This window comes from Rhizobium sp. CB3060 (genome assembly GCF_025200735.1).
In the GTDB taxonomy this organism is placed as follows: domain Bacteria; phylum Pseudomonadota; class Alphaproteobacteria; order Rhizobiales; family Rhizobiaceae; genus Rhizobium.
Window position 1 is genome coordinate 183164 of record NZ_CP104158.1, and the last position, 12869, is coordinate 196032.

Annotated in this window: 11 protein-coding genes; 10 read left to right on the plus strand and 1 reads right to left on the minus strand. The window is 60.3% G+C overall.

Annotated elements, in window-relative coordinates; genetic code table 11:
- Positions 1 to 137: 137 nt before the first annotated feature.
- Both galE and N2601_RS00915 read left to right on the plus strand, forming a co-directional pair.
- The gene (gene galE, locus N2601_RS00910; RefSeq protein WP_104821959.1) at positions 138 to 1172 is read left to right on the plus strand and encodes a UDP-glucose 4-epimerase GalE; all 1035 of its coding nucleotides are present in this window, start codon (positions 138 to 140) and stop codon (positions 1170 to 1172) included.
- A 133-nt stretch (positions 1173 to 1305) separates the two neighbouring features.
- Complete coding sequence (locus N2601_RS00915; RefSeq protein ID WP_104821960.1) at positions 1306 to 3267, plus strand: putative bifunctional diguanylate cyclase/phosphodiesterase; 1962 nt, start codon at positions 1306 to 1308, stop codon at positions 3265 to 3267.
- A gap of 79 nt (positions 3268 to 3346) precedes the next feature.
- Here the strand turns inward: N2601_RS00915 and N2601_RS00920 are convergent, their stop codons facing one another.
- Positions 3347 to 4264, minus strand: a complete 918-nt coding sequence (locus N2601_RS00920) for a LysR family transcriptional regulator (RefSeq protein ID WP_104821961.1) — start codon at positions 4262 to 4264, stop codon at positions 3347 to 3349.
- 171 nt (positions 4265 to 4435) lie between these two features.
- Between N2601_RS00920 and N2601_RS00925 the strand changes: the two genes are divergently transcribed.
- From N2601_RS00925 to mmsB, 8 genes are all read left to right on the plus strand, one after another.
- The gene (locus N2601_RS00925; protein WP_104821962.1) at positions 4436 to 5644 is read left to right on the plus strand and encodes an ABC transporter substrate-binding protein; all 1209 of its coding nucleotides are present in this window, start codon (positions 4436 to 4438) and stop codon (positions 5642 to 5644) included.
- Positions 5645 to 5659: 15 nt separating this feature from the next.
- Complete coding sequence (locus tag N2601_RS00930) at positions 5660 to 6442, plus strand: ABC transporter ATP-binding protein (protein WP_104821963.1); 783 nt, start codon at positions 5660 to 5662, stop codon at positions 6440 to 6442.
- A 1-nt stretch (position 6443) separates the two neighbouring features.
- Positions 6444 to 7145, plus strand: a complete 702-nt coding sequence (locus N2601_RS00935; protein WP_104821964.1) for an ABC transporter ATP-binding protein — start codon at positions 6444 to 6446, stop codon at positions 7143 to 7145.
- 4 nt (positions 7146 to 7149) lie between these two features.
- Entirely contained in the window at positions 7150 to 8037 is an 888-nt protein-coding gene (locus N2601_RS00940; protein WP_104821965.1) for a branched-chain amino acid ABC transporter permease, read from the plus strand.
- 1 nt (position 8038) lies between these two features.
- Positions 8039 to 9028 (plus strand): branched-chain amino acid ABC transporter permease, encoded by a 990-nt coding sequence (locus N2601_RS00945; RefSeq protein ID WP_104821966.1) that lies wholly within the window; start codon positions 8039 to 8041, stop codon positions 9026 to 9028.
- 177 nt (positions 9029 to 9205) lie between these two features.
- On the plus strand, positions 9206 to 10801 hold the full coding sequence (locus N2601_RS00950; protein ID WP_104821967.1) for a GMC family oxidoreductase: 1596 nt from the start codon (positions 9206 to 9208) through the stop codon (positions 10799 to 10801).
- A 41-nt stretch (positions 10802 to 10842) separates the two neighbouring features.
- Entirely contained in the window at positions 10843 to 11901 is a 1059-nt protein-coding gene (locus N2601_RS00955; RefSeq protein ID WP_104821968.1) for an enoyl-CoA hydratase/isomerase family protein, read from the plus strand.
- Positions 11902 to 11923: 22 nt separating this feature from the next.
- Entirely contained in the window at positions 11924 to 12805 is an 882-nt protein-coding gene (gene mmsB / locus N2601_RS00960) for a 3-hydroxyisobutyrate dehydrogenase (protein ID WP_104821969.1), read from the plus strand.
- The last annotated feature ends 64 nt before the right edge of the window (positions 12806 to 12869 follow it).

Here is a 12869-nt window from a genome sequence, read left to right on the forward strand (position 1 = left end):
AGCAATCCCTGAAAACTCCGCCTAACCATAGGAACAATCTTCCCTGCGCGGTACCCCGCTCAACCCCTGCTTTTAATCAAATCCGTAAGAAAGCGGGCTTCATATGCTTCTCATATTACTTTGCAGAGGCGCGAAGAATGACAGTGTTGGTGACGGGCGGCGCGGGATATATCGGCAGCCATATGGTCTGGAAATTGCTCGACGCTGGCGAGGATGTGGTGGTTATCGACCGTCTTTCCACCGGCTTTCGCTGGGCAGTCGCGCCGGCTGCACGCTTCTATCTCGGCGATGTCGCCGATGAAGTGTTGCTGCAAAAGATCTTCGCGGAAAATGATATCGACGCCGTCGTTCACTTCGCCGGCTCCGCCGTCGTGCCGGCGTCGATCGAAGATCCGCTAGCCTATTACGACAACAACGCCGGCAAAACCCGCATCCTGATGAGCGCGGCGATCAAGGCCGGTATTCGCCACTTCGTCTTTTCCTCCACCGCCGCCGTCTACGGCCCGCAGCCCTCCGACGAACCGGTGCGGGAAAACGCGCCGCTGCGGCCGGAAACACCCTATGGGCAATCCAAGCTGATGTCGGAATTGATGCTGCGCGATGCCGCCGCCGCTTACGATTTCAGCTATGTGGCGCTGCGTTATTTCAACGTCGCCGGCGCCGATCCGAACGGCAGGACCGGCCAATCGACCGACGGCGCCACGCACCTTATCAAGGTCGCCTGCGAAGCGGCCCTCGGCCGGCGCCGCCAGGTGGATATCTACGGCACGGACTATCCGACACACGACGGCACCGGCGTGCGCGACTACATTCACGTTTCCGATCTCGTCGAAGCCCATATGATGGCGCTGCAGCATCTGAGACGCGGCGGCCGGCCGCTGGTTGCCAATTGCGGTTATGGCATGGGCTATTCGGTGCTCGATGTCCTGAACATGGTCATGCGCGTCTACGGCCAAGCGTTTCGCATTCACATGGCGCCGCGCCGGCCCGGCGATGCCGCCAGCGTCGTCGCCGATGCCACGCTCGCCCATCGCGAACTAGGCTGGGAGCCGAAATACAATTGCATGGAGACGATCGTGCGCTCGTCACTGGAGTGGGAAAACTACCTCGCGCACAGATCCGGTTTCGATGTCAGTGGCCTGCATAAGGTGTTCGCAGCACCCAGCATCTGATGCTGGAATGCATGAATATATTTCGATGTTTGGGTGAAACTCAAAGTATACAACAATCATCGGTAATATTTCCCAATAAAAATAACTGAAAATCAAGTTTTTTGTGGTTTTGTGTGGGTGGGGGAAGGAAGCCATGAGGAACTTGCTTTCAGGCTTGCGCCTGCAGAAAGAGAATCCGACGTTTCTGGTGGCGCAATACAAGGCGCTGGCGTCACAGATACCGGTCCTTTATATTCTTTTGATCATCAACGCCCTGGCCGTGGTGATCACCCATATCCACACCGCGCCGATGTGGCTGGCGGTTTATGTGCCGGTCAGCCTGAGCATCCTCTGCGTTTTCCGCATCGTCTGGTGGCAGTTGCATGGGCAGGATCCCATCGATGCGGATCGAGCCTATGGTGTGATGCGCCGGACCGTCGTGCTCGCCGGCGTGCTGACCCTTGCTTTCGGCATCTGGGCAGTCGCACTTTATCAATACGGCAATGCCTATCAGCAGGGGCAAATTTCCTATTTCCTTGTGGTGACGGGCATTTCCTGCGTCTTCTGTCTGATGCATCTGCCGGCCGCAGCCCTTCTGACGACGGCCATTACCTTTTCCTTCATGGTCGTCACCTTCATGTTCTCGGGCAATTCCGTGTTCGTGGCGACCGCGACCAGCGTCATCTTCCTGTCGTTTCCCTTCGTTCGTGTCATCAATAGCTATTTCCGGAATTTTGCCGGGCTGGTGCGGCTGACGGAAGAACTCGGCGACAAGCAGGCGGAAGCCGAACGGTTGAACCTCGTCAACAGCCGCAACGCGCTACAGGATCAACTGACCGGTCTTGCCAACCGCCGCAGTTTCTTTCGCGAATTGCAGGATCTCTTGCAGCAACGGCCGGAGACGCCACCAATCATCGGCCTTGTCGATCTCGACGGCTTCAAGCCGGTCAACGACGTCTTTGGCCATGCCGCCGGTGATTTCGTGTTGAAACAGACTGCCGAACGTTTTGTGGCTTTGATGGGCGGCAAGGGCACAATTGCGCGCCTTGGGGGCGACGAGTTCGGCGTGATTTTTCCAAGCGATCTCAGCCGTGATTGTGTCTCCGAGATGGGGCAGGCTTTCTGTGCGGCGCTCCGCGAACCCTATGATGTGCCCGGCGGCTCCATCCGCATTTCCGGGTCCTGCGGTATCGTCGTTCCGGAGGGCGGCGGCCACACCGCCGAGCAGCTCTATGAAAAGGCGGACTTCGCCCTCTATCAGGTCAAGAGCCGCCGCAGCGGCAATGTCGAGTTCTTCTCCCACGATCTCGAAGAAATCCTCCAGCAACGGCACCTGATCGAGTTGGAATTGCAGGGCGATAATTTCGCCAGGGAGTTGTCGCTGGAATATCAGCCGATCATCGATCTCGATGATGGCCATGTCGTCGGTTTCGAAGCTTTGGCGCGCTGGAACAGCGCCCGCCTCGGCCGCGTCAGCCCCGATGCCTTCATCCCCGCCGCCGAACGCACCGCGATGATCGGCAAGATGACCCGCATCCTCTTCGCGGAGGCGCTGCAGGCGTTGTCGATCATGCCGCCGCCGCTGCGCATGTCCTTTAACCTCTCGGCCCGCGATATCTGCGACCATGAAACGTCGATGGCTCTTCTTGCCATGATCCATGCCGCCAGGATCGACCCGCGCCGCATCGAATTCGAGATCACCGAGACGGCCTTATTGTCGGATTTCAACACCGCCTATGAGGTCATCGGCCTGCTGCGCGGCGCAGGTATTACCATCGCGCTCGACGATTTCGGCACCGGCTTTTCCAGCCTCAGCCATATCCACCGGTTGGAATTCGACAAGATCAAGATCGACAAGAGCTTCGTCATGCGGTTTGATCGTGATGTCCGCTGCATGAATATCACCCGCTCGGTTGCCAGTCTCTGCCGCAATCTCGGCATCACATCGGTCGCCGAAGGCGTCGAAAGTGCTGCAATTGCCGAGGCGCTGCATGCTTTCGGCGTGCGGTTGGCGCAGGGCTATCATTTTTCCAGGCCGTTGCGTCTGCATGATGCGATCGCCTTTGCCGAGGCGAGCGAGAGCGGCATCGCGGCGGGGCGCGTGGCAAGCGCCTAGAGCAATTCCAGGAAAAGTGCGTAGCGGTTTTCCGTCCGGAATTGCGTAAAACAATAAGATAGAGCGGTTCTGAACCGCTCTAAGCTGACGCATGCCCCAGAAAGGCCGGTGCGTTGCGATGCACGGCCTCTACCAGAAAGTCGATGACGGTGCGCACGCGCGGCGACTGCCTGAGGTCGCGGTGGCAGGTGATCCAGTAGTGCCGTTTCAGGTCGACTTCATCGGGCAGCACCATCTGCAGGTCCGGATGCCGGCAGGCGATAAAGAAGGGCAGCACGCAGAGCCCCAGCCCGCTTTTGGTCGCCGTCAACTGCGCAAAGATGCTGGAACTCTGGAATTGCGGCTTGATGCGCGGATGGATGTCGCCGAGATAATCGAGACCAGGCGCAAAGATCATGTCCTCGATGTAGCCGACGAACGCGTGCTCCGGCAGATCGTCGCGGCTCTCCACCGGCGGGTGGCTGGCGAGGTAATCCCGCGATCCATAGACCTGCAGGTGGTAGTCGGTCAATTTCTCGGTGAAATAGGGGCCGGCCTTCGGCGGGTCGAGCACGATGACGATATCGGCTTCCTTGCGCGACAGCGACATGATCTGCTGGATCGTCACCAATTCCAGCGAGATGTTCGGATACCGCGCGGTGAACTCCGAAAGCATGGTGGTGAAGAAGAAATTGGAAAAGCCCTCCGGCGCGCTGATACGCACCACGCCGCGTTGTGCCGCCGAGCCGACCCTCAGGTCTGACCGCAGCCGCTCGGTTTCCTGCTCCATTCGCTCGGCTGTGTCGATGAAGCGCTGGCCCATGCCGGTCAGCATATAGCCCCGCGGATTGCGCTCGAAGAGCTTGACCTGAAGCGAAAATTCCAGCCGGTCGATACGGCGCGAGACGGTGGCGTGGCTGGTGCGCAATTGCCGCGCAGCGGTTGAAAGCTGCCCGGTCCGGGCCACCGCCAGGAAGAACTGCAGGTCGTCCCAGGTGAAGTGCGGCGCGGTCTTCATGCCTCCCTTTCTGTTCAAAAATGAACAGACACTGTTTGGAATTAGTTGCAAACTTCACTTGCGTCAATGCGCGATTTCAATGATCTTGAGGGATAGCAAAGTCGTTTTGAGGATAACGACTGGCCAATTTTGAACAGATTCATTTTTGCCAAATCTCTGGGAGGAGAGGATATGCGAAAGAGTCTCATTGCGTCCCTGGCACTTCTGCTTGCAAGCAGCACCGCAGCATTCGCCGCTGGCGCGTCCGACGGTGTGGTGAAGATCGGCATCCTGAATGACCAGTCGGGCGTCTATGCCGACTTTGGTGGCAAGTCCTCGGTGGAGGCGGCGAAGATGGCTGTCGAGGATTTTGGCGGCAAGGTGCTGGGCGTGCCGATCGAGATCGTAGATGCCGACCATCAGAATAAACCCGATATCGCCTCTAATATCGCTCGCCAATGGTATGACACCGACAAGGTCGACGCCATCATGGAGCTGACGACCTCGTCGGTGGCGCTGGCCGTGCAGGCGATCGCCAAGGAAAAGAAGAAGATCGATATCGTCACCGGCGCGGCAACGACCGATCTCACCGGCAAGCAATGCTCGCCCTACGGCTTCCATTGGGCCTATGACACGCATGCGCTGGCCGTCGGCACCGGCGGCGCACTGGTCAAGCAGGGCGGCGAGACCTGGTTCTTCCTGACCGCCGATTATGCCTTCGGCTATTCGCTGGAGCAGCAGACATCTGATTTCGTCAAGGCAAACGGCGGCAAGGTTCTCGGTTCCGTCCGCCATCCGCTGTCGACCAACGACTTCTCGTCCTTCCTGCTGCAGGCGCAATCGTCCGGTGCCAAGGTCATCGGCCTTGCCAATGCCGGCCTCGATACTTCCAACGCCATTAAGCAAGCGTCGGAATTCGGTATCACCCAGGGCGGCCAGCATCTGGCGGCGCTGCTCTTCACGCTCGCCGAAGTTCATGGCCTCGGCCTGCAGGCGGCCCAGGGTCTGACGCTGACCGAAGGCTACTATTGGAACCGCGACGACGAAAGCCGCAAATTCGGCAAACGCTTCTTCGATCGCACCGGCAAGATGCCGAACATGATCCACACCGGTACCTATTCCGCCGTGCTGCAATATCTGAAGGCCGTGCAGAAGGCCGGCACCGACGATACCGAAGCGGTCGCCAAGGAACTGCATGAAATGCCGGTCGACGACGTTTTTGGCCGCGGCGGCACTGTCGGCCCCAACGGCCGCATGATCCACGACATGTACCTGCTCCAGGTCAAGAAACCGGAGGAGAGCAAGGGCGACTGGGACTACTACAACGTGCTGGCAACGATTCCCGGTAAGGAAGCCTATATCGATCCGGCCAAGAGTGGCTGCGATCTCGTCAAGCAGTAAGGTTGCGATCAGCCGATGGCGATCTCTGCGGCAGAGAAACAAGAAGAGCCACGGGTGGTGTTATCCGCCCGCGGCCTCCGGCGCGATTTTGGCGGCTTCACGGCCGTCAAGAATGTTGATCTCGATGTGCGCCATGCCTGCGTGCACGCGCTGATCGGCCCGAACGGCGCCGGCAAGACGACTGTGTTCAATCTTCTGACCAAGTTCCTGCAGCCGACGCATGGCACGATCACGCTTCTCGGCACCGATATCACTAGGACGAAGCCGGACAAGGTCGCGCGCATGGGGCTGGTGCGCTCGTTCCAGATTTCGGCGGTCTTTCCGCATCTCTCCGTGCTGGACAATGTCCGTGTCGCCCTGCAGCGGCCGAACAATCTGGCGCATCAATTCTGGCGGCCGATCTCGGCGCTGGCGAGCCTGGACGATCGTGCCGAACAATTGCTGGCAGCAGTCGGTCTGACGAAGGAGCGCAATGCCATCGCTGCCGATCTTTCCTATGGCCGCAAGCGGGTGCTGGAGATAGCGACGACCTTGGCGCTTGATCCCAAGGTGCTGCTGCTCGACGAGCCAATGGCCGGCATGGGGCTCGAGGATGTCAACACCGTCTCCGCCATCATTCGCGACGTGGCGCGCGACCGGGCGGTGCTAATGGTGGAACACAATCTCTCCGTCGTCGCCGATATCTGCCACCATGTCACCGTCCTCCAGCGCGGCGAAATCCTCGCCGAAGGCGACTATGCCACGGTCAGCCGCGACCCGCGCGTCCGCGAGGCCTATATGGGCACGGAGGAGGCGTAGGATGGCAGCGCTACTGGAGGTACAGGGTCTCAATGCCTGGTATGGCGAAAGCCACATATTGCATGGCGTCGACATGAACGTTGGCGAGGGCGAGACCATCACCATTCTCGGCCGCAACGGCGTCGGCAAGACGACGACGCTGCGCACCATCGTCGGCATCGTCCGGGCGCGCAAGGGCAGGATCGCCTTTGCCGGCGCCGACATGATGCAGGTGCCGCTGCACAAGACGGCGCACAGGGGCATTGGCTTCGTGCCGGAGGAGCGCGGCATCTTCTCGACACTCAATGTTCATGAAAACCTGATGCTGCCGCCGGTGGTCGCGCAGGGCGGGATGACGGTTGACGAGATTTTCGAGCTGTTTCCCAATCTGTACGAGCGCCGCAACAGCCTGGGCACGAAACTCTCCGGCGGTGAGCAGCAAATGCTCGCCATGGCCCGCATTCTGCGCACCGGCGTGCGAATGTTGCTGCTCGACGAACCGACCGAGGGACTGGCACCCGTCATCGTCCAGCGTATCGGCGAGGTGCTGAAGAAGCTGAAGGAGCGCGGCATGACCATTCTGTTGGTTGAGCAGAATTTCCGCTTCGCTAGCCGTATTGCCGATCGTTTCTATCTGATGGATCATGGCCAGATGGTCTCGGAATTTCCGGTCGGCGAATTGCCGGAGCGGATGGGCATGCTGCACAAGGTTCTGGGGGTCTGACGCCATGACCATGATATTCGGCATCCCGCTGCAGGCGCTTCTCGGACAATTGCTGATCGGGCTGATCAACGGCTCCTTCTATGCGCTTCTGAGCCTCGGGCTCGCGATCATCTTCGGCATGCTGCGGGTGATCAATTTCGCCCATGGCGCGCTCTACATGCTCGGCGCCTTCACCGCCTATTTGCTGCTTGCCTATGCCGGCATCGGCTATTGGCCATCATTGGTGCTCGCGCCGTTGATTGTCGGCCTGTTCGGCGCGGTCGTGGAGCGCCTGTGCTTGCGCCGGCTCTACAAAGTCGATCCGCTTTACGGCCTGCTCTTTACCTTCGGCATGGCGCTGACCATCGAAGGCACGTTCCGCTATCTCTATGGTTCGTCCGGTCAGCCCTACGCCGTACCGACGGCGCTGGTGGGCGGTGTCAATCTCGGCTTCATGTTCCTGCCGATCTATCGCGGCTGGGTGATCGTCGTGTCGCTTATCGTCTGTATTGGCACCTGGCTGCTGATCGAGAAGACCAAGCTCGGCGCCTATCTGCGTGCCGCAACGGAAAATTCGGTGCTTGTACAGGTCTTCGGCGTCAACGTGCCGGTGCTTCTGACGCTGACCTATGCTTTCGGCGTCGCGCTTGCCGCCCTTGCCGGGGTGCTGGCCGCGCCGATCTATCAGGTCTCGCCGTTGATGGGATCGAACATGATCATCATCGTCTTTGCCGTGGTGGTCGTCGGCGGCATGGGCTCGATCATGGGTGCGATCATCACCGGCTATGTGCTTGGCGTCGCGGAAGGCTTGACGAAGGTGTTCTATCCGGAAGCATCCAATATCGTCATCTTCGTGATCATGGCGATCGTACTGCTTCTCAGGCCCGCGGGCCTCTTTGGCCGGGATGCGTGACATGGCTGATATGACCGATACGCTGAAGTCCGAAAGCCGCCGCCCGTCATCATCAGTTCAGAAGGGCTTCCTGGTCGTCGGCCTGGTGCTGCTGATCTGGGCACCGTTTTTCATCTACCCCATCTTTGTCATGAAGGTGCTCTGCTTCGCGCTGTTCGCCTGCGCCTTCAATCTGCTGCTTGGCTATACCGGTCTTCTGTCCTTCGGCCATGCCACCTTCTTCGGCGGCGCGGCCTATTTCACCGCGCATGCGGTAAAGGTATGGGGCGTGCCGCCGGAACTCGGCATCCTGATCGGCGTTGCGGGCGCAGCCTTGCTCGGCCTGATCATGGGCTTCGTCGCCATTCGCCGGCAGGGCATCTATTTCGCCATGATCACCCTGGCGCTGTCCTACATGTTCTATTTCTTCTGCCTGCAGGCGAAGTTCACCCAGGGCGAAGACGGCATTCAGTCGGTGCCGCGAGGTTACCTCTTCGGCGTCATCGATCTCAGCAACTCCTTTAACATGTACTATTTCGTGCTGGCGGTGTTCATCATCGGCGTGCTGATCATCTGGCGCTTCATCAATTCGCCCTTCGGCATGATCCTGAAATCGATCCGGGAAAACGAGCAGCGGGCCATTTCGCTCGGCTATTCCGTGGCCCATTACAAGCTCGGTGCTTTCGTCATGTCGGCGGCGCTTGCCGGGCTTGCGGGTGCGGTCAAGGCGCTGGTCTTCCAGTTCGCAACGCTCACCGATGTCGCCTGGCAGATGTCGGGCGAGGTGATCCTGATGACCTTGCTTGGTGGCATCGGCACCTTGGTCGGCCCGCTTTTCGGCGCCGGCTTCGTGGCAACGCTGGAAAACTATCTCGCAACCTCGGAATTCCCAGTGACGATCATCACCGGCATCGTCTTCATGGTCTGCGTCCTGCTCTTCCGTCGCGGCATTATCGGCGAATTCTATGCTTCGCGGCTGGGGCGCAAGCTGGGGTTCGAGTATCGGCGCTGACTGCTTGACTTTCCTTCTCCCCGTCCTGAGCTTGTCGAAGGGGCGGGGAGAAGGTGCCCGAAGGGCGGATGAGGGGCTGCACGGACTTCCAGCGAATACGGAATTTGCCGAACCTTCGAGCCCCTCACCCTAACCCTCTCCCCGCAGGCGCGGAGAGGGGACGATAGAGTCTCTGGAATGGATCGCTTCGACTACATCATCATCGGTGCCGGCAGTGCCGGCTGTGTGCTTGCCAACCGGCTGTCGGCGGATCGCAACAACAGGGTGCTGCTGTTGGAGGCAGGTGGCAGCGACAATTACCACTGGATCCACATCCCGGTCGGCTATCTCTATTGCATCAACAATCCCCGCACCGACTGGTGCTTCACCACAGCGCCGGAAGCGGGGCTGAACGGCCGCTCGCTGAACTATCCGCGCGGCAAGGTGCTCGGCGGCAGCTCTTCGATCAACGGCATGATCTATATGCGCGGTCAGGCACGGGATTACGATCTCTGGCGGCAACTCGGCTGTGCCGGCTGGGGCTGGGACGACGTGCTGCCCTATTTCGTGAAGTCCGAGGACCATTATAGGGGCAAGGATGAAATGCACGGCGCGGGCGGCGAATGGCGAGTCGAGAAAGCCCGCGTGCGCTGGGCCGTGCTCGACGCCTTCCAGGCGGCCGCCCGCGAAGCCGGCATTCCGGAGACTGCGGATTTCAATCGCGGCAACAATGAAGGTTCCGGCTATTTCGATGTCAACCAGCGCTCGGGCATCCGCTGGAACACCGCGAAGGCCTTCCTGCGACCGGCGCTGAAGCAGGGCAATCTCACAGTGCTTACCAAGGCACAGGTTCGTCGCTTGCTCATCCAGGACGATGCCGTCACCGGTGTCGAGTTCCAGCATGACGGCGTGACCAAACGCGCTTATGCCGACAAGGAGACTGTGCTTTCCGCCGGCGCGATCGGCTCGCCGCAGATTCTCGAACTCTCCGGCATCGGTCGCGGCGAGGTGTTGAGCCAGGCCGGCATTGAAGTGGTGCGGGAAGTCAAGGCGGTCGGCGAAAACCTGCAGGATCACTTGCAACTGCGCATGGCCTATAAAGTCACCGGCGTGCCGACGCTGAACGAAAAGGCGACGAAATTCTTCGGCAAAGCGGCGATCGGGCTGGAATATCTCGTGCGCCGCTCCGGGCCGATGGCGATGGCGCCGAGCCAGCTCGGCATTTTCACCCGCTCCGGCCCCGACAAGGAAACGCCGGATCTGCAATATCATGTGCAGCCGGTCTCGCTCGACAAATTCGGCGATCCCGTCCATCCCTTTCCGGCGATCACGGCAAGCGTCTGCAATCTGAGGCCGGAAAGTCGCGGTTCGGTGCACATCCAGAGCCCTGATTTTGCCATGCAGCCGGCAATCAGCCCAAACTATCTTTCGGCACCGCGCGACCGAGAGATTGCCGTGCGCTCCATCCGGCTGACCCGGCGGATTGTTGAGCAGCCGTCTTTCGCCAAGTTCAAGCCGGAAGAATTCAAGCCAGGCCCGTCCTATCAGACGGATGCCGACCTCGAGCGCGCCGCCGGCGATATCGGCACGACGATCTTTCACCCGGTCGGCACCTGCCGCATGGGCGGCGATCCGCAAAGCGTGGTCGATCCGCGCCTGCGGTTTCGGGCGCTGGCAAGGCTTCGGATCGCCGACGCCTCAGTCATGCCGTCGATCACCTCGGGTAATACCAATTCGCCGACCATCATGATTGCCGAGAAAGCCGCCGAGATGATCCTTGCCGACAACCGCTGAGCGCCTATTGATTGAGGAAGGCGGGTATGGGGAGTTTTCGAATGCAGAGCATAGACGAGGTCATCATTGGGCGTCAGGGATCGGCGGGGCTTATCCGCCTCAACCGGCCGCAGGCGCTGAACAGCCTGACGCTGCCAATGATCCGGGCAATTGCAGCGGCGCTTGCTGATTTCGCCGCCGATCCATCCATCGCCAGTGTGATCGTCAAGGGCGAGGGTGACCGCGCCTTCTGTGCCGGCGGCGACATCCGCCTGTTGCATGAGAGCGGCAAACAGGGTTCTTCAGACGCCGAAACCTTCTGGCGCGAGGAATTCCGCCTCAACCACGCCATTGCCGATTATCCCAAACCCTATGTGGCGCTGATGGACGGCATCACCATGGGCGGCGGCGTCGGGCTCTCTTCCCATGGCAGCCATCGCGTCGTCACCGAACGCACCCGCTTCGCCATGCCGGAAACCGGCATAGGTTATTTTCCCGATGTCGGCGCTACTTGGCTTTTACCACGCGCGCCCGGCGAAGCTGGCACCTGGATGGGCCTGACCGGCCTCGCCATCAACGCCGCCGATGCGATTCACGCGCGGCTGGCCGATCATCGTGTTGCTTCTTCCGATCTATCGGCGCTGATCGAAGCGATCGGCGCGCTGCCGGTTGCTGCATCGCCGGCCGATGTGCATACGGTAATCGCGGGCATGGCGGTTGCTGCCGGCGAAAGCCGCCTGGTCGCTAACCGCGATACGATCGATCGGGCGCTGGCATATGATACCGTCGGGGAGATTCAGGAGGCGCTAGCGCAAGAGGCAGGCGATTTCGCCGCAGAAACGCGGCAGATAATCAGCACGCGCTCGCCGACCAGCCTGAAACTGACGTTGCGGCTGCTGCGCGCCGGACGCAGCAGTGCAAGCCTCGCCGAATGCTTGAACCGCGAACTCGGCGCCTGCATGCGGATCTTGTATAATCCCGACTTCTATGAAGGCGTCCGCGCCGCCGTCATCGATAAGGACCGCAATCCGAAATGGTCGCCGGCAAGCCTTGCCGAGGTCGCGGCAAGCGATATCGACCGCTTCTTCGTGCCGGCGCGACCGCCGCTTTTCGAGACGTAAATGATCATGGGAGGAGAGCATCATGACACGGATCGCATTCATCGGGCTCGGCAATATGGGCGGTCCCATGGCCGCCAATCTGGTCAAGGTCGGCCATGAGGTCATCGGCTTCGATCTCTCGCATGATATGCTGAAGGCCGCCGAGGCGACGGGCGTCAAGGCCGCAAACGTGCTGAGCGAAGCGCTTGCGGATGCCGAAGCCGTCATCACCATGTTGCCGAAGGGGCAGCATGTTCTAACGGTTTGGACCGATATTCTGCGCTCCGTGCCGAAGGGCACTCTGCTGATCGACAGCTCGACCATAGATGTCGACAGCGCTCGCAAGGCCCATGCCATGGCAGGCGATGCCGGCTGCCTGTCGCTCGACGCGCCGGTCTCCGGCGGCACCGGCGGTGCGGCAGCCGGAACGCTCACCTTCATGGCTGGTGGCTCGGCGGAAAGTTTTGCAGGCGCCAAACCGCTGCTGGAAGTCATGGGCCGGAAGATCGTCCATTGCGGCGACGCAGGCGCCGGGCAGGCGGCGAAGATCTGCAACAACATGATCCTCGGCATTTCCATGATCGGCGTCTGCGAGGCCTTCGTGCTCGGCGAAAAGCTCGGCCTCTCGCATCAGGCGCTCTTCGACGTCGCCTCAACCTCTTCGGGGCAATGCTGGTCGATCAATACCTATTGCCCGGTGCCCGGCCCTGTGCCGACCTCGCCGGCCAATAACGACTACAAACCGGGCTTCATGGCAGCACTGATGCTGAAGGATCTGCGGCTGGCACAGGAGGCAGCGCTGTCAACTGGCGCATCGACGCCTCTGGGTGCCGAAGCGGCGCAGCTCTACGCACTCTTTGAAAAGCTCGGTAATGGCGGCCGCGATTTTTCGGCCATTATTGAGATGTTTCGGGAGGCGGACTGAATATTACTCGTGATGATCGAGTGAGTTGAAGCTCCGACGCCGGAAAAGCGGCCTCGACAAATGG